General features: G+C 61.2%; 15 protein-coding genes. 5 read left to right on the plus strand and 10 right to left on the minus strand.

Annotation, left to right across the window (positions count from 1 at the left end; translation table 11 throughout):
* Positions 1-81 precede the first annotated feature (81 nt).
* On the plus strand, positions 82-573 hold the full coding sequence (locus PMI29_RS19160) for a toll/interleukin-1 receptor domain-containing protein (RefSeq protein ID WP_007996535.1): 492 nt from the start codon (positions 82-84) through the stop codon (positions 571-573).
* Between the two features lie 51 nt (positions 574-624).
* Here the strand turns inward: PMI29_RS19160 and motB are convergent, their stop codons facing one another.
* Both motB and motA read right to left on the minus strand, forming a co-directional pair.
* Positions 625-1,662, minus strand: a complete 1,038-nt coding sequence (motB, locus tag PMI29_RS19155; RefSeq protein ID WP_007996536.1) for a flagellar motor protein MotB — start codon at positions 1,660-1,662, stop codon at positions 625-627.
* 3 nt (positions 1,663-1,665) lie between these two features.
* Positions 1,666-2,517 (minus strand): flagellar motor stator protein MotA, encoded by an 852-nt coding sequence (motA, locus tag PMI29_RS19150; RefSeq protein ID WP_007983959.1) that lies wholly within the window; start codon positions 2,515-2,517, stop codon positions 1,666-1,668.
* Positions 2,518-2,683: 166 nt separating this feature from the next.
* Here motA and PMI29_RS19145 point away from each other — a divergent pair, with 166 nt between their 5' ends.
* The 3 genes from PMI29_RS19145 to asd are packed head-to-tail and all read left to right on the plus strand — an operon-like array spanning position 2,684 to position 5,958.
* Positions 2,684-4,222, plus strand: a complete 1,539-nt coding sequence (locus PMI29_RS19145; protein WP_007996537.1) for an HDOD domain-containing protein — start codon at positions 2,684-2,686, stop codon at positions 4,220-4,222.
* Positions 4,223-4,263: 41 nt separating this feature from the next.
* Positions 4,264-5,079 (plus strand): thiosulfate sulfurtransferase, encoded by an 816-nt coding sequence (gene rhdA, locus PMI29_RS19140; protein ID WP_007996538.1) that lies wholly within the window; start codon positions 4,264-4,266, stop codon positions 5,077-5,079.
* A gap of 18 nt (positions 5,080-5,097) precedes the next feature.
* Positions 5,098-5,958 (plus strand): archaetidylserine decarboxylase, encoded by an 861-nt coding sequence (gene asd, locus PMI29_RS19135; protein WP_007996539.1) that lies wholly within the window; start codon positions 5,098-5,100, stop codon positions 5,956-5,958.
* A 131-nt stretch (positions 5,959-6,089) separates the two neighbouring features.
* Here asd and serB read toward each other — a convergent pair whose 3' ends face one another.
* Positions 6,090-7,304, minus strand: a complete 1,215-nt coding sequence (gene serB / locus PMI29_RS19130; RefSeq protein WP_007996540.1) for a phosphoserine phosphatase SerB — start codon at positions 7,302-7,304, stop codon at positions 6,090-6,092.
* A 135-nt stretch (positions 7,305-7,439) separates the two neighbouring features.
* Between serB and PMI29_RS19125 the strand changes: the two genes are divergently transcribed.
* Positions 7,440-8,957, plus strand: a complete 1,518-nt coding sequence (locus PMI29_RS19125; RefSeq protein ID WP_007996541.1) for an AhpA/YtjB family protein — start codon at positions 7,440-7,442, stop codon at positions 8,955-8,957.
* 251 nt (positions 8,958-9,208) lie between these two features.
* On the opposite strand, the gene PMI29_RS19120 is transcribed toward PMI29_RS19125, so the two are convergent.
* The 7 genes from PMI29_RS19120 to cpdA form a co-directional block, all read right to left on the minus strand.
* Positions 9,209-9,922, minus strand: a complete 714-nt coding sequence (locus tag PMI29_RS19120) for a PqiC family protein (RefSeq protein WP_007996542.1) — start codon at positions 9,920-9,922, stop codon at positions 9,209-9,211.
* A 175-nt stretch (positions 9,923-10,097) separates the two neighbouring features.
* Entirely contained in the window at positions 10,098-12,365 is a 2,268-nt protein-coding gene (gene parC / locus PMI29_RS19115) for a DNA topoisomerase IV subunit A (RefSeq protein ID WP_007996545.1), read from the minus strand.
* 7 nt (positions 12,366-12,372) lie between these two features.
* Complete coding sequence (locus tag PMI29_RS19110) at positions 12,373-12,897, minus strand: retropepsin-like aspartic protease family protein (protein ID WP_007996547.1); 525 nt, start codon at positions 12,895-12,897, stop codon at positions 12,373-12,375.
* Positions 12,894-13,883, minus strand: a complete 990-nt coding sequence (locus tag PMI29_RS19105; RefSeq protein WP_007996548.1) for an esterase-like activity of phytase family protein — start codon at positions 13,881-13,883, stop codon at positions 12,894-12,896. Before PMI29_RS19105 ends, PMI29_RS19110 begins: the two co-directional genes overlap by 4 nt.
* Positions 13,883-15,787, minus strand: a complete 1,905-nt coding sequence (parE, locus tag PMI29_RS19100; protein WP_007996550.1) for a DNA topoisomerase IV subunit B — start codon at positions 15,785-15,787, stop codon at positions 13,883-13,885. Before parE ends, PMI29_RS19105 begins: the two co-directional genes overlap by 1 nt.
* Positions 15,788-15,837: 50 nt before the next feature.
* Positions 15,838-16,446, minus strand: coding sequence for a YqiA/YcfP family alpha/beta fold hydrolase (locus tag PMI29_RS19095; RefSeq protein WP_007996552.1), 609 nt, complete (start codon positions 16,444-16,446; stop codon positions 15,838-15,840).
* A gap of 202 nt (positions 16,447-16,648) precedes the next feature.
* Positions 16,649-17,464 (minus strand): 3',5'-cyclic-AMP phosphodiesterase, encoded by an 816-nt coding sequence (cpdA, locus tag PMI29_RS19090; RefSeq protein ID WP_007996553.1) that lies wholly within the window; start codon positions 17,462-17,464, stop codon positions 16,649-16,651.
* Positions 17,465-17,502 lie beyond the last annotated feature (38 nt).

A 17,502-nucleotide genomic window follows, 5' to 3' on the forward strand; every position in this document is an offset into this window, starting at 1 on the left:
CCCCCCCATCCACTCCACCGGCTGCCGCCTCACCGCCCTCGGCGCCTATTACCGCGAACTCGCAATCAAGGGACATTTCTGATGCCGGTGTTTATCAGCTACCGCCACATGGATCGCGCCCATGCGGTCAAAATCAACACGCGCCTGATCCAGGCCAGCATCAAGACCTACCTCGATGTACTGGATGCCGAATCCCAGACCACCGACGACATCACCGGGGTGATTACCCGCAACATCAGCGAATGCACGCACCTGCTGGCGGTGGTGTCGGAGAAAACCGCGCTGTCCTGGTGGGTGCCATTCGAAATCGGCGAGGCGACCATCACCAACCGGCGCATCTGCTCGTATAGGACCGGCCCGACAGAGCTGCCGCTGTACCTCGACAAGTGGCCGAAGCTGACCAGCGACCGGGACATCGAGTTCTTTATCGATGCCTATCGAAACGAAGCGATACTCAAGCGTTCGATGGCACTGGATTCGGTGACCGGTAGCGAGTCAGTGCGCAGCGTTAACAAATCCAATGCGGATCGCTTTCACGCCGACCTCAAGTCCCGAATCATCCGCGGTTTTTAATACAGAAAGCGCCGACAAAAAAGCCGACATCGCTGTCGGCTTTTTTGTCAGTCACTGCTTGGGCGGTTCAGCCGGTTTGGCTGGCTCACCCGGTTTCGGTGCCGGGTCGTCGAACAGGTTCAGACGCTCGCGCAGTTCGTGAGCCGGCAGCGGTTCCTTGTCCGCCGGCAACGCATTCGGGTCGACCGGCGCGGCTCCCGGAGCTGCCGAACCTTGCGGTGTCTCAGGTGCCGGTTCCGCGCCTTGCGATCCTTCGATCGAACGTTGGGCTTTCCTGGTCAGCACCACGATGTCGATGCGACGGTTGACCGGGTTGAACGGATGCTCGCGATCGAACAGGGCCGACGAGGCATAACCGACCACGCGCGCCACCTGCGCCTCCGGGTAGCTGCCCGCCACCAGCGCACGACGTGCGGCGTTGGCACGGTTGGCTGAAAGCTCCCAGTTACCGAAATCACCGGTGCCGGTGTACGGTTTGGCATCGGTGTGGCCGCTGATGCTGATCTTGTTTGGCACCGCTTTGATGGTGTCGGCCATGGCCAGCAGGATGTCTTCGAAATACGGTTTCAGACGGGCCGAACCCGAGTCGAACATCGGCCGGTTCTCGGCATCCACGATCTGAATGCGCAGGCCGTCCGGGGTGATTTCGAACAGGATCTGGTCCTTGAACTTCTGCAGCTGCGGGTTCTCCTCGACCTTGTTCTGCAGTTCTTGCAGCAACAGTTCGAGGCGTTCTTTTTCGACCTGCTCGGCCATGCCTTCGACCTGGTCGGTATCGATGGTGACCTTGTCCGGCTGCGGCTGGGACTTCACCTCGGGGTTGAGGGTGTTTTCCGGCGCCAGGGTCGGTGTGCCGCCAAGATCGATGATGTACGGCGTACCGCTTTCGGTGAAGCCGATCGGGTCCTTGAAGTAACCGGCGATGGCGATCTTCTGTTCCGGCGTTGCCGTGGACAACAGCCATAACACCAGGAAGAACGCCATCATCGCTGTCGCGAAGTCCGCGAAGGCGATTTTCCAGGACCCCCCGTGATGCCCGCCCGCGTATTTCTTGACGCGCTTGATGATTATTGGCTGGTTATTTTCCATAACTTAGCGACCGCGAACCGCTTGTTCCAGCTCAGCGAAGCTGGGACGGTGCGCCGGATACAGAACCTTGCGGCCGAACTCCACCGCCAGCGATGGCGGCATGCCGGAAGCCGAAGCAACCAAAGAGGCCTTGATGGCTTCGTAGACGTTCAGTTCTTCCTTGGCATCGTGACCCAGGGCGTGGGCCAACGGACCGAAGAAACCGTAGGCGGCGAGAATACCGAAGAAGGTACCTACCAACGCTGCACCGACGTGCAGACCGATCATTTTCTGGTCGCTTTCACCCAGGGAAGCCATGGTCACCACGATACCCAATACCGCCGCGACGATACCGAAACCGGGCATGGCGTCGGCGATGCCGTTGACTGCGTGGGAGGGGTGGTCCAGGTCTTCCTTGAGGCTGGTCAGCTCCATGTCGAACAAGCCTTCAAGCTCATGGGGAGCCATGTTGCCGGAAGACATGATGCGCAGGTAATCGCAGATGTACGCGGTCATGCGCTCATCTTTCAACACCGTCGGGTATTTGGCGAAAATCGGGCTTGCGGCAGCATCTTCGATGTCACCTTCGATCGCCATCATGCCTTCGCGCCGGCTCTTGTTGAGGATTTCGTAGATCAGCCCCAGCACTTCCAGATAGAAGCCGTGGTTGAAGCGCGAACCGAACATGCCCAAGGCCTTCTTGAGCACGCGCATCGTCATGTGGCCGGGGTTGGCCTGCAGGAATGCGCCAAGGGCCGCCCCCCCGATAATCATCACCTCGAAAGGCTGGATGAGTGCGCCGATTTTGCCGTGGGAGAGCACGTATCCGCCGAGCACGCTCGCGAATACGACGATGATGCCGATAATTTTAGCCATAGGTAGGAGAGCACTTACTGAGTCGGGTTCAAGGTCATATTCGGAAGTTAAAAAATCTCTTCTTCTACTTATCGGCAAAACTGCGCCAGACTATAGGCCGTTCAGGCGAAAAGCCAATTTGACCCCATCCGGGCATAGGTAATGTTGACGATGATCGCCTCCAACCATGGTTAACGAAACGAACGTTCCAACGCCAAAACCGACGACGCTCGAAGGCTGGGTCAAGCTGCTCGACAGCATGCGCCTGCCTGTTCCGCAAGCCAGCCACGACCGGGTCTGCAAGGCCATCCGCGACAATCGCAGCTCGCTGCGCGACATCGCCGACCTCATGCAAGGCAGCCCGGCCCTGGCCCTGAGCGTGATTCGCGAAGCCAACCGGCACCCCCATGGCGGCATGACCGCGCCGGCGGAAAACCTTGAGATCGCGATCAATCGCCTCGGGTTGAAGCGCACGGAAGAGCTGCTCGCGCGCCTGCCCGTCAAACCCCAATCCGGGATTCCCAAAGCCCTGCGTCAGTTACAGATGATCAGCCAGCACGCCACGCAACAGGCCAACGGCTTTTTTGCCAGTCGCCTGGCACGCCTGTGGCAGGACATCCACTGGGGCAGCCTGCTGTTTCTTTCGCCCCTGTGGCCGTTGGCGCTGACCCATCCAGAACTGCTCGAAGACTGGGAGCTGCGGGTCATCCATAAAGGTGAGTCGGCACGCAAAGTCGAACAGCAACTGTTTGGCGTACGCCTGCTGGACATCGGCCAGGCACTGGTGGAGATCTGGCGCTTGCCGATCTGGGTGCAGCAGGGTTATCGGCTGTTGCTCACCGAACAGCGGGAACTGGTGAAAGTCCTGCGCATCGCCCGTGACAGCGAGCATCCACTGCGCCAGCAGAACCGCCTCGATGACGATCCGACCCTGCGCCGCTGGCTCAATCAACCGGCCAATACAGTGTTGCTGGCCAATGGGCTGGCACTTTCGGCGCAACAGGCCTGGGACAGCCCGCACAGTGAGCGCTGGCAGTACCTGACCAGCCTTTACCTGCAAATGCCGATGGACGAGGTGCAACAGCAACTGCACCAGCAAGCCGCCAACAGCGCACGCCAACACGCCATGCCCGACCTCTGGCACCCCGCCGAATCGCTGATCTGGCCGTGGGGTATGAACCGTATCCACGCCGGTTTGCTGCCGGCGGCGGCACCGAGTGCCGAAGAGCTGGCGACGTGGCGCAAGCAATGTGCCGAATTGCTGGTCGAGCCGAGTCGTTTCACCAACGCCATGCACTTGACCATCGCCGCCCGGAACGCCCTCGCGGCCTGCGGTATGCGTCGGGTGATGATTCTGATGGCCGACCGCACCCACGCCAACCTGCGCGTACACCAGACGGCCGGCCTGCCGAAGGAAGCGGCCGGGCTGAACTTCGTGGTCAGCCAGAGCAACGTGTTGCAACGCCTGCTCGCACAACAGGCCCAGGTGCGCCTGACGCCAGCCAACAACGCGCAATTCTCGGCCCTTTTGCCCAACAGCCTGCGTTCGCAGTTCAGCGGCGAACATCTGCTGCTGCGCTCACTGGTCAACAATGGCCGGGTGATCATGATCGTCGTGGCGGATCAGGGCGGTGGGCCGTTTTCGGAAATTTCCGTACAGGCCTTCGGCAAAACCGCGCAATGCATCGAAAAAGCCCTGCACAGCTTTAGCCACCGAGGCCAATAAGCTGCGTTACAATCCTCCCTTTTGTGCTCTGGAGACCTCACATGTCTGACTTCTCTGGCTTGCCGCTGGTGATCGAGCCGAGCGACTTGCTCCCTCGTCTCGACGCCCGCGAACTGATTCTGGTGGACTTGACCAGTGCCGCCCGCTACTCCGAAGGGCACATTCCCGGCGCGCGCTTTGTCGATCCGAAACGCACGCAACTCGGCCAGCCCCCCGCTCCGGGACTGATGCCTCCGAAGGCAGCACTCGAAGTGCTGTTTGGTGAGCTGGGACACAATCCCGATGCGGTCTATGTGGTGTATGACGACGAAGGCGGCGGTTGGGCCGGGCGCTTCATCTGGCTGCTGGATGTCATCGGCCACAGCAAGTACCACTATGTCGACGGCGGCCTGCCGGCCTGGCTGGCAGAAGGTTTGCCCATGTCGATCCAGATCCCGCCAAACGTGGGTGGCCCGGTTTCGTTGACCTTGCACGACGAACCCACCGCCACCCGCGAATACCTGCAAAGCCGTCTCGGCGCCGCCGACCTGGCAATCTGGGACGCACGCGGGCCGCTGGAGTATTCAGGTGAGAAAGTCCTGGCAGCCAAGGGCGGGCACATTCCCGGCGCAGTCAATTTCGAATGGACCGCCGGCATGGATCCGTCACGCCAGTTGCGCATCCGCACCGATATGCAGCAGATCCTCGAACAACTCGGGATCAGCAAAGACAAAGAAGTGATTACCCACTGCCAGACCCACCACCGTTCTGGCTTCACCTATCTGGTGGCCAAGGCTCTCGGTTATCCGCGGGTCAAAGGCTACGCCGGCTCCTGGGGCGAATGGGGTAACCACCCCGACACGCCCGTAGAGATTTAAGATTTTTAAGGACAGTTAATGAACAAGCGTCTGTTTCTCCTCGGCCAGTACCTGCTGCCCCACAACTTGCTCTCGCGACTGGCCGGCTGCATCGCCGAATGCCGCGTGCGCTGGTTCAAGAATGCCTTTACCGCCTGGTTCGCCAAGCGTTATCAGGTGGACATGTCCCAGGCGCTGGTCGAAGACCTGACCGCCTACGAGCACTTCAACGCGTTCTTCACCCGTGCACTGAAAGACGGTGCCCGCCCGCTGGACGAGACCCCGGGCGCAATCCTCAGCCCGGCCGACGGCGCGATCAGCCAGCTCGGCCCGATCGAACACGGTCGCGTGTTCCAGGCCAAGGGCCACAGCTTCAGCGTGCTGGAGCTGCTGGGCGGTGATGCGGCGAATGCTGCGCCGTTCATGGGCGGTGACTTCGCGACCATCTACCTGTCGCCGAAGGACTACCACCGCGTGCACATGCCGCTGGCCGGCACCCTGCGCGAGATGGTCTACATCCCTGGCCGCCTGTTCTCGGTCAACCAGACAACCGCTGAAAACGTTCCGGAACTGTTCGCCCGTAATGAGCGCGTAGCGTGCATTTTCGACACCGAGCGCGGCCCGATGGCCGTGGTGTTGGTGGGTGCGATGATCGTTGCATCGATTGAAACCGTCTGGGCGGGCCTGGTCACGCCGCCGAAACGCGAGCTGAAAACCTTCCGTTACGACGAAGCCTCCCGCGCACCGATCCACCTGGAAAAAGGTGCGGAACTGGGTCGTTTCAAGCTGGGTTCGACCGCTGTAGTACTGTTCGGGCCGGATCAAGTGAAGTGGGCTGAGGAAATGACTGCTGGTACAGCGGTGCAGATGGGTCAGGGTATGGGCTCACCAAAAGCCTGATAGACACCGCCATTCACTGTAGGAGCGAGCCTGCTCGCGATGGTCGCCAACGATGACGCGGGCTTTCTGAAAACCCGCGTCGTTCTCAGGTTCATCGCGAGCAGGCTCGCTCCTACAGTTGTTTTGCGGAGTTACAGCTGTCCGTCGCGATCGCGCAACCCCAGCAGATACAGCACGCCATCCAGGCCCAAGGTGGAAATCGCCTGCTTGGCCGACTGCTTGACCAGCGGCTTGGCGCGGAATGCCACGCCCAACCCGGCAATCGCCAGCATCGGCAAATCGTTGGCACCGTCGCCAACCGCAATGGTCTGCTCCAGGCGCAAGCCTTCCTTGTGTGCCAGTTCCTTCAGCAAATCGGCCTTGCGCTGTGCATCGACAATCGGCTCGACCGCCACGCCGGTGACTTTGCCGTCGACCACTTCCAGCTCGTTGGCAAACACGTAGTCGATACCCAGCTTGGCCTGCAATTGCTTGGCGAAGTAGGTGAAGCCGCCCGACAGAATCGCGGTCTTGTAGCCCAGGCGCTTGAGTTCGGCGAACAGGGTTTCTGCGCCTTCGGTCAGGCGCAATGAGGCGCCGATAGAGTCCAGCACGCCAACGTCCAGCCCCTTGAGCAAGGCCAAGCGCTCTTTGAAGCTGGCGCGGAAGTCCAGTTCGCCAGCCATCGCCCGCTCGGTGATCTCCGATACTTTGTCGCCGACGCCAGCAGCCTTGGCCAGCTCATCGATCACTTCGGCTTCGATCAGGGTCGAGTCCATGTCGAACACCGCCAGGCGACGGTTGCGACGGAACAGCGAATCTTCCTGGAACGCGATATCGACGTTCAGTTCCTGGGCGACGCTGAGGAATTCGGCACGCAGTGCTTGCGGATCAGCCGCCTCGCCGCGCACGGAGAACTCGATGCAGCCCTTGCCCTTGTCGGCCGGCGTGTCGAGCGGCATACGCCCGGACAGACGATCGATGTGGTCGATGTTCAGTCCATATTTAGCGGTGATCGAACTCACGGCCTGCAACTGCCCGGCTGTCACCTTGCGGGTCAACAGGGTGACAATGTGGCGTTTTTTGCCCTGGTTGCCGACCCACTGCTGGTAGTCCTGTTCGGACACCGGCGTGAAACGCACCTGTTGACCGAGCTCATAGCCCTTGAACAGGATGTCCTTGAGCACGGACTTGCCTTGCTCGGTGTCGGGAATTTCAACCAGGATGCCGAACGACAAGGTGTCGTGGATCACCGCCTGACCGATGTCGAGAATGTTCACACCACCCTGGGCCAGAACGCCGGTAATGGCCGCAGTCAGACCCGGACGGTCGACTCCCGTGATGTTTATCAGGACGATTTCGCGCAAGGCGCACCCCCGCAGGTGGAAAAAAACCGCATTCTACCCACTTTCAGTGACCATCGGGCACCGTGAGCGCTTTGACGGTCTAGGGCCTGTCGCTATACTGCGCGTCAACTTCACGGACAAAAGAGCCGAGCTCAAGTGAACCGGCCCACGCCAGTAAAAACCGATAACTTCTTCCTGCTGATCTTCCGTGCACTGCGCCACCGCCGTGTACCGATTGCATTGCGCATCGCCAGCCATAACGTGATCCTGGTCGCCCTGGCCCTGGTCATCTATGCCGGCGTGATGGGCTTGCAGTTCAAGCAGGCCATGCACGAGCAGGCGGATGCGCTGGGCGAAAGCCTGACCACGCAGACGGCCACGTCGGCCACCGAGCTGTTGGTGTCCAATGACATCCTCAGCCTCAACGTGCTGCTCAATAACCTGACCAAGAACAAGCTGGTGGCCCACGCCGCCATCTACAGCCCGGACAACCGCATCCTCGCCGAGTCTGGTCAGCGTCCCAAGCATGGCCTGCTGGGCGAAGCCGAGGGCATGTACCAGAGCAAGATCACCTTCCAGGACGTGACGGCCGGGCAATTGCGCATCAGCCTGGACATGGACCAGTTCCAGCAGCCGATGACCATCAGCCTGCAAAGCATGGGCATTCTGAGCGCCATCCTGCTGGCCCTGTCTCTGGCCCTGAGTCTGCGCATGGGGCGTTATCTCTCCACGCCACTGCTGCAATTGCGGGTGTGGCTGCGCAATATCGATGAATACACTCCGGCCACCGACCGCCAGGACGAAATCGGCGACCTTGCGCGTCAGCTGCACGCCAACTTCGCCCCGGAGCCCGCCCCTGTGCCGGAACCGGAACCGGAATTCGACGACGTCGATGATGAGGCCGACCCGGCCTTCGAAGTCCGTAACCTGCGCGACCCGAGTTTCGACGAGAGCCGCCCGGTAGCGGCGCTCAAGCCAGCTCCAAGGCAGATCGTCAGCACCGCCGAAGACGATGATGACGAAGACCCGTTCGCCGACCTGCGCGACGAGTCGCTGGGCAGCACCCCACAACCGGTGATTCGCAAGGCCACGCCGAGCGTGCCGCAACACAGCGCGGTACTGGCGGTGCAACTGGGCTCCCAGGAGCAACTGCGCCGCCTGCCGCGGGCGCGTCTGGAGGAACTGCTCGAACGTTATCGCGACTGCCTCGATCAGGCCGCTTCGCTGTATCAAGGCGAAGTGGAGACCTTGAACGACGGCAGCACGCTGATGCTGTTCCACACCGAAGACAGCGGCGACGACTACCTGACCAATGCCATTTGCTGTGGCGAGTTGCTGCGGGCCCTGGGCCACCAGTTGCAGATCGAAGTCGCGGACAGCGGCATCACCCTGCAATTGCAGCTGGGCCTGACCCTCGGCGACGAACTGTTCGGTCTGAGCCAGATCGACCTGCTGCTGACCGACTCCGCCCAGGACGCCCTGGCCCTGTCGCAACACAGCCGCAACCTGCTGCTGGTGGAGCGCAAGATCAGTGATGACGCCTTGATCCGCCAGCGGGCACGGATCCGCCCGATTGCCAGTCCTGAAGGTGCGTGCTGCGTGGAACGCTTGATGGAGCCGTATCCATCGATGCTGGAGCGGCAACTGGCGCGGATGCATGAGCGTCGCGCTTAAGCCTTAGGCCCCGATGTGAAGAAGCCCGCAGATGAGTGATCGTCTGCGGGCTTTTTTGTTGCCTGTTCTGGCCTCATCGCGAGCAAGCTCGCTCCCACAGGTTCAGGGGCGTTCACTTGATTTGTGTACGACACGGACACTGTGGGAGCGAGCTTGCTCGCGATGAAGCCGGCACAGGCGCTAGATATCTCCAACCTGTAAAAACAACAAAGCCCGCATCAATGCAGGCTTTGTATGGATTCAGTCCAGGCTTAGAAGCGGAACACTTCCATATCCGTACGAACAGGCGCGGCCATCGGGATCTTCGGCTGCTTTTCCTGCTCTACCGCAGGCGCTGCCGGCTTGGCCGCCGGTTTGCGCGGGACTTCGGCGATCGGCGGCTGATTGGCCAGCGGCTTGAGCGCCACCGACAGTTGCTCGGCCAGGCGTTGCAGTAACACGCCCTGCGCCTGGACCTGAGCCGCCGTACTACCTGCATGCTGTTCCTGCAAATGGATGATGCGGTTCTCACGGACCTGCCCGCGACGATCGATCAGGCGCCATTGCGCGTCGAGGATCGCCGGTTGTTTTTCACCCGAATCCAGGCGTGTGATGGTCAGCAGCACCTGAACATCCGGGGTGAAACCCACTGTAGCCGGGGCCAGCACTACGCGCTGGCTGTCCAGATGACCTGCGACCTGACGCAGCAGCAGTTGGTCGATATCCGACGAAAGGCTGCCGGCCCAACGACCGTCCGTCGAGGCTTGCAGGCTGCCATCCGGCTGACGCTGCAACAGGGTTTCGCGTTGCAGGTAGTCGGCCACGGTGACCGGCCCCAACAATACCGCCATGCCCGCGTTCTGTGCAGGCTGAGCCGGACTTCCAGCGTCCAGCTGATACAACGACACCGGTTGGTGAACGCTGCAGCCCGCCAGGCCAAGAATGCCGGCGAGCATAAGAATAAAAGGAAGGCGCAGAGCAGTCATCGTCCCATCCAGGTGATCGCTAAAAGGCTGATCACAGTGAAAATACTCAACAAATATGAAGAACGCGCGGCAGTGCCGGCGCTTGAAAGGCCATATCATCCGTGAATATTCGTTCCGACTCCAGCGCAAAGCGCCGAACTACGGGTTAAATCGTAGTTCGGCGCTTCTATGTCGCCTAATTGAGGTTTTCGACGAGCAGAGCATCTACCCGCTGGAAGCCACGCGGCAACTTGTTGCCACGACGGCCACGTTCACCCTTGTAGTGCTCGAGGTCGTCCGCTTTCAGGGACAAGGTACGTTTCCCGGCCTGCAACACCAGTGTTGCACCGTCCGGCAATACGGCGATGTCCGTCACATACTCTTCGCGACTGGCCACTCGCTCACCGGGAATCCCGATGATCTTGTTGCCTTTGCCTTTTCCTAATTGTGGCAGGTCGCTGATCTTGAAGATCAGCAGGCGACCTTCGGTCGTCACCGACGCCAGCCAGTTCTGTTCACGATCGGCCACAGGGCGCGGCAGCATGACCTTGGCGTTGTTCGGCAGGCTCAACAGGGCCTTGCCCGCCTTGTTCTTGGCCTGCAGGTCTTCACCCTTGACCACGAAACCGTAACCGGCATCGGAGGCGATCACGTACAGCGCATCGTCTTCGGGCATTAGCACGCATTCGAAACTTGCCCCTGGCGGCGGCGTCAGGCGGCCGGTCAGCGGTTCGCCCTGGCCACGGGCCGACGGCAAGGTGTGGGCAGCCACCGAATAACTGCGGCCGGTGGAGTCGATAAACACAGCAAACTGGTTGGAACGCCCGGCGGCCAGCGCCTTGAAACCGTCCCCGGCCTTGTAGGAAAGCCCGGTGGCATCGATCTCGTGGCCTTTGGCGGAACGAATCCAGCCTTTTTCCGACAGCACGACCGTCACTTTCTCGTTCGGCAGCAGATCGTGCTCGGTCAGGGCCTTGGCTTCGGCACGCTCGACAATAGGCGACCGGCGGTCATCACCGTAGGTTTCAGCGTCCTTGATCAGTTCGCTGCGCACCAGTTTTTTCAACTTGGCTTCGCTGCTCAGCAGGGCTTGCAGCTTGGCTTGTTCCTTGAGCAGTTCATCCTGCTCGGCACGCAGCTTCATCTCTTCCAGTCGCGCCAACTGACGCAGACGGGTGTCGAGGATGTAGTCAGCCTGGATCTCGCTCAGGGCGAAGCGTTCGATCAGTTTGGCCCGTGGCTGTTCCTCGGTACGGATGATGTGGATCACTTCATCCAGGTTGAGGTAGGCAATCAGCAAACCGTCCAACAGGTGCAGGCGACGCTCGACCTTGTCGAGGCGGAATTGCAGGCGACGACGCACGGTCTGCACCCGGAACTCCAGCCATTCGACCAGCAACGCGCGCAGGTTTTTCAGCTGCGGCTTGCCATCCAGGCCAATGATGTTGACGTTGACCCGGTAGCTCGACTCCAGCTCGGTGCTGGCGAACAGGTGCTGCATCAGCGCATCGTGGTCAAAATTCTTCCGGGCACCCGGAATGATCACGATCCGGCATGGGTTCTCGTGGTCGGACTCATCGCGCAGGTCAGCGATTTGCGGGGCCTTGGACGGTTTGGCCTGCATCATCGCGGCGATCTGTTCCAGCACCTTGGCACCGGAGACCTGATGCGGCAGCGCGGTGACGATGATGTCGCCGTCTTCGATGTGGTACACGGCGCGCATGCGCACCGAGCCGCGACCGGTTTCGTAGATTTTCAGCAGGTCGGCGCGCGGGGTGATGATTTCCGCTTCGGTCGGGTAGTCCGGGCCCTGGATGTGTTCGCAGAGCTGTTCGACCGTGGCCTTGGGCTCATCGAGCAAACGCACGCACGCCGTGGCGACTTCACGCAGGTTGTGCGGCGGAACGTCAGTGGCCATGCCCACGGCGATACCGGTGGTGCCGTTGAGCAGGATGTTCGGCAAACGTGCCGGCAATACCAGCGGCTCGTCCAGCGTGCCGTCGAAGTTCGGGCCCCAGTCTGCCGTGCCCTGGCCCAGCTCGCTGAGCAGCACCTCGGAATAACGCGACAGCCGCGCTTCGGTGTAACGCATGGCGGCGAAGGACTTGGGATCGTCCGGCGCACCCCAGTTGCCCTGGCCGTCGACCAGCGTGTAGCGATAGCTGAACGGCTGGGCCATCAGGACCATGGCTTCGTAGCAGGCCGAGTCGCCGTGGGGGTGGAACTTACCGAGCACGTCACCGACGGTACGCGCCGATTTCTTGTGCTTGGAATCGGCGTCCAGCCCCAACTCGCTCATGGCGTAGATAATGCGCCGCTGTACCGGTTTCAGGCCGTCGCCGATATGCGGCAAGGCACGGTCCATGATCACGTACATGGAGTAGTTGAGGTAGGCATTTTCGGTGAAGTCAGCCAGTGACCGGCGTTCTACACCGTCCAGGCTGAGATCAAGGGAGTCGCTCATGCGGGCCTCATCGGTTCGTTGTCTGGCGCAGCAGCATGGTGCCACCGCGCTGGGTAAATTCAAGTTTGTTCAGTGCGCTCATGCCGAGCAACACCTGATCGCCATGCAGCCCCGGGGCCACCAATGCGCGCACGTCGTGCAACACGATGTCGCCCAGTTGCAGGCGCTCGATACGGGTGCGATAGCCCTGGCTCAAGCCATTGGCCGTGCTCAGGGTCACACCGAATCCTTCTTTGAGCTTCAAGCGCCTGGCCAGGTCCGCCGGGATCGACACATCGGTCGCCCCGGTGTCGAGCATGAAGTCCACCGTCTGGCCGTTGATCTGGCCACTGGCGACAAAATGCCCCTGGGCATTGCTGATCAGTTTCACCTCGATGAAACCTTCGCCCTGCTGCGAGCTGACCACCACATTCGGATTTTGCTGACGCGCTTCCCACTGGCCAAAAAACCGCGTGGCCAGAAACAGCGCCGCACACCAGGCCAGCACCATGAACACCCGGCCGATGCGCTGCCCCGGGGTTTGCTGCCTCACGGCTTGGCACTCCAGCCACCTTCCGGTGCAGCGAAGCGCCAGACCACCGGACGCACTTCGCCATCGGCACGGGCGCCAAAGTTGTTGTCGACACCGACCCAGGCGCCATCGGCATCCACTATCAATGCTTCTTCCAACCCGTAGTTCTGTGGATAACGACGGTTTTCCTGCAACAACTCGGCAGCGTACGACCAGCAACGCTCGACCTTGGCAGTCTGCGGATCCCGGCGGCAGATCTGGTAGGCGTTGCGTTCAAGGGTGAACAGCTTGCCGTTGAACAGCGACAGGTCAGAGAAATCCCGCGGGGCAGCTTTGGCGTGGGGAAACTGCTGGGGCTGCATTTCCATGCCCGCCTCGCTCAGCAGCACGCAGCCACCGTCGCAGTCCCACAACGTCTGTTTGCGCTTGATCATCAGCAGCCCGCGGCCTTGACGCTCGGCGGCGAGCCACATCTGATCGCCCGCCGGATTGATCGCCAGCCCTTCGAACAGCGCGTTGAATTGCAACAGCAGGCCACTGGCCCGCGCCTCGCGAACCAGCATCGGCGAGATTTTCAACCAGGTGGCAGGCCCCGTCGGCGGCACCTGCAAGACAGCGGCATGGCCTTCACTGACCACATAACGATTACCGGCGCTGTCGCAGGTGATGCCCTCGAAGTCCAGATTACCGCCACGCACGAAAGAAGCGCCCCAAACGCGGGACTTCAACCCCCAGGGCAATCCGCTGTCAGGCACCGTCGGTACGTCGATGTGCACCGTTTCGGCCTGCCAGGCAGATTCGCTGGTATCGAGGCGGTAGATCTGATCATCGTCGCGGTCGGAAACCGCCCACAGATCATTGCCGCACTGCGCCAGCCCGGACAGGTTGCCGCCGCGCATGCCGTCGACGACATGCTCGGACAACAGGCGCAGCTGTATCGCCGGCTCGGCGGATACTGCGATCGACGTCAACATCAACCCGCAGGCCAGGGCAAAGCCCAGACGCATCAGCCCAATACCTCGGCCAGGTTGCCCTTGGACTCCAGCCAGGTCTTGCGGTCGCCGGCGCGTTTCTTCGCCAGCAGCATGTCCATCATTTCAGAGGTAGCCTCGAAATCTTCCAGGGTCAGCTGCACCAGGCGCCGGGTGTTCGGGTCCATGGTGGTCTCGCGCAGCTGCGGCGGGTTCATTTCACCCAGCCCCTTGAATCGGGTGACCTGCGGCTTGCCGCGTTTCTTCTCGGCCACCAGACGATCGAGGATGCCATCGCGTTCGGCTTCATCGAGGGCGTAGTAAATCTCTTTGCCCAGGTCGATGCGGTACAGCGGGGGCATGGCGACATAGACATGACCGGCATCCACCAACGGGCGGAAATGCTGGACAAACAACGCGCAGAGCAAGGTCGCGATGTGCAGACCGTCGGAGTCGGCGTCGGCGAGGATGCAGATCTTGCCGTAGCGCAGCTGGCTCATGTCCGCCGCGCCCGGGTCGACGCCGATGGCCACGGCGATGTTGTGCACCTCCTGGCTGGCCAGCACTTCGCTGCCGTCGACTTCCCAGGTGTTCAGGATCTTGCCGCGCAACGGCAGGATCGCCTGGAACTCTTTATCCCGTGCCTGCTTGGCCGAGCCGCCGGCGGAATCACCTTCCACCAGGAACAGCTCGGAACGCATCGGGTCCTGTCCGGCACAGTCGGCCAGCTTGCCCGGCAGCGCCGGGCCTTGGGTAATGCGTTTGCGCTCGACCTTCTTGCTGGCCTTGAGGCGACGGCCGGCGTTGTTGATCGCCAGTTCCGCCAGCAGCATGCCGGTTTCCGGGTTGGCATTGAGCCACAGGCTGAAGGCGTCCTTGACCACACCGGAGACGAACGCCGCCGCCTCACGGGACGACAGGCGCTCCTTGGTCTGGCCGGAAAACTGTGGCTCCTGCATTTTCATCGACAACACAAAGGCAATGCGTTCCCAGACGTCTTCCGGCGCCAGCTTCACACCGCGCGGCAACAGGCTGCGGAATTCGCAGAACTCGCGCATGGCGTCGAGCAGGCCCTGACGCAAACCGTTGACGTGGGTGCCGCCCTGGGCGGTCGGGATCAGGTTGACGTAGCTTTCCTGCACCGCGTCGCCACCTTCCGGCAGCCACAGCAGCGCCCAATCCACCGCTTCTTTATTACCGGCCAGGCTGCCGCAGAACGGCTCGTCCGGCAGGCGCTCGAATTCGCTGACCGCATCCACCAGGTAGGAACGCAGGCCGTCTTCGTAATGCCATTCGACTTTCTCGCCGGTGGCCTTGTCTTCAAAACTGACCAGCAGCCCCGGGCACAACACGGCCTTGGCCTTGAGCACGTGCTTGAGGCGGCTGATGGAGAATTTCGGGGAGTCGAAGTATTTCGGATCCGGCGCAAAGAACACGCTGGTGCCGGTATTGCGCTTGCCGACAGTGCCGACGACTTCCAGCTCGGTGGCCTTGTAGCCATCCTTGAAGGTCATCTGGTATTCGTTGCCGTCACGCTTGACCCGCACCCGTACTTCGGTGGACAAGGCGTTGACCACGGAAATGCCTACCCCGTGCAAGCCGCCGGAGAACTGGTAGTTCTTGTTGGAAAACTTGCCACCGGCGTGAAGCTTGGTGAGGATCAGTTCGACGCCCGAAACACCTTCCTCGGGGTGAATGTCCACCGGCATGCCACGGCCGTCATCGCTGACTTCCAGGGAATGGTCGGCATGCAGGATCACCTGCACCGATGTGGCATGCCCGGCCAAGGCTTCGTCGACACTGTTGTCGATGACTTCCTGGGCAAGGTGGTTCGGCCGACTGGTGTCGGTGTACATGCCGGGGCGTTTGCGCACCGGGTCGAGGCCCGAGAGGACTTCGATGGCGTCTGCGTTATAAGAGCTAGCGCTGGGAGTGGCCATGGGGTCTCGTCGTCAGTGTTCGGTGAAAAAAGAATTCATGGGGCTATCGCTCACAATGCGGTGAAATCGATTGCCTGATACAAATCGGCGCCAATGCCGGCAAAACTCAACATGGCCGGCAGTTGCGCGGCAAAACCCTGGAAACTGTGGTCGCCGCCGGCCTGGATACGCAAGGCGCATGCCCGGTAATACTGCTGGGCGAGGCGATAGTCCAGTGTTTCGTCAGCTGTCTGCAACCATACCTGATAACGCTGCGGCTCCTGGGGCGCCGGCACTTCCAGTTCGACCAGGGCCGTCACGTGGTCGTGGGTCATTTCCCAGGTCTCTTCGGTATACAGGTTTTTCTGCGTCCCCAGAAAGCCGTCAAACATCCGGTGCGGGCTGACGGCAGGGTTGATCAACAGGGCTTTCAAGCCATGGCGCTCGGCCAGGTGAGTGGCATAGTAGCCGCCGAGCGAGCTGCCGACCAGCAGTGGTCGCCCCAGCTCGGCAATCGCCTGTTCCAGCTGGTCGATAGCCTGGCGCGGGTGGTGGTGCAACGCCGGAACGCGCAAGTGTTCGCTCAGGCCCAGTCGTTCCATCACCTCGACCAACTGACAGGCCTTCTTCGACAACGGCGAGCTGTTGAAGCCGTGGATATAAAGGATCGAACCGGACATTTGAGCTCCCTGACGTCGGCTAAAGAGGCGGAGTTTACAGGGACTCTGGGGAATCGGGGATATCCGCAGAATTCGAGGTGTCTTTGAAGACGTCATCGCGAGCAAGCTCGCTCCCACAGGGGATTTGTGAATGACGCAGATCCAATGTGGGAGCGGGCTTGCTCGCGATGGCCGCGCCTCGGTCTACCTGAAAAATGAACAGTCAGTAGCCGTTGGAGCCGTAATCCACAGTGAAATCGAACCCGGTAACCCGCTCCACCCCGGTTTCCAGCCGCCCGTCGGGCAACAGCCGCAACCAGCGATAGCCCGGCGCCTGCTCTCCGACCTTGAAATCCTCGCTGCCGGGCTCGAACTGAATGCAGGTGGACGGCGAGGCGATCAGACGCACGCTGTTACGCAATTGATCGATTTCCTGGTGCACATGTCCCCACAGCACGGCACGCACCTGTGGAAAACGATCCAGCACTTCAAAAAACGCCTCGGGATTGCGCAGACCGATAGGCTCCATCCACGCGCAACCAATCGAAACCGGATGATGGTGGAAGCACACCAGATGGTGGCGCTCCGGCGCTTCGCTCAACGAGCGGGCGAGCAACTGCAACTGTTCGTCCTGCAAATACCCCGGCACCGAACCCGGCACCGCCGAGTCGAGCAGCGTGACCCGCCAGTTGCCGATATCCACCACCGGTTCGAGCAAAGCACTCTGCACCGCCGCCGCGGCCATGATCTGCGGCTCGTCGTGGTTGCCGGGAATCCAGCGCGCCGGCGCGTCCAACTGGCTCGTCATCTCGCGAAATTGCTGATAGGACGCAAGCGTCCCGTCCTGGGACAGATCACCCGTGGCCAGGATCAGATTGATCTGTGGCTGTTGCGCGCGCACAAGCTCGATGACCTTTTGCAGACTGTCGCGGGTGTTCATGCCCAGCAACGCACCGTCCGCTTCGGCAAACAGGTGGCTGTCGGAGAGTTGCACCAGCAACGCCGGATCGGCGGTGGTCAATATGGATACGCTCGGCAAGGCGTTCTCCCAGGGCGTGATCACGGGGATGGGTAAGT

It is taken from the genome of Pseudomonas sp. GM49 (assembly GCF_000282355.1).
Classification (GTDB): Bacteria; Pseudomonadota; Gammaproteobacteria; order Pseudomonadales; family Pseudomonadaceae; genus Aquipseudomonas.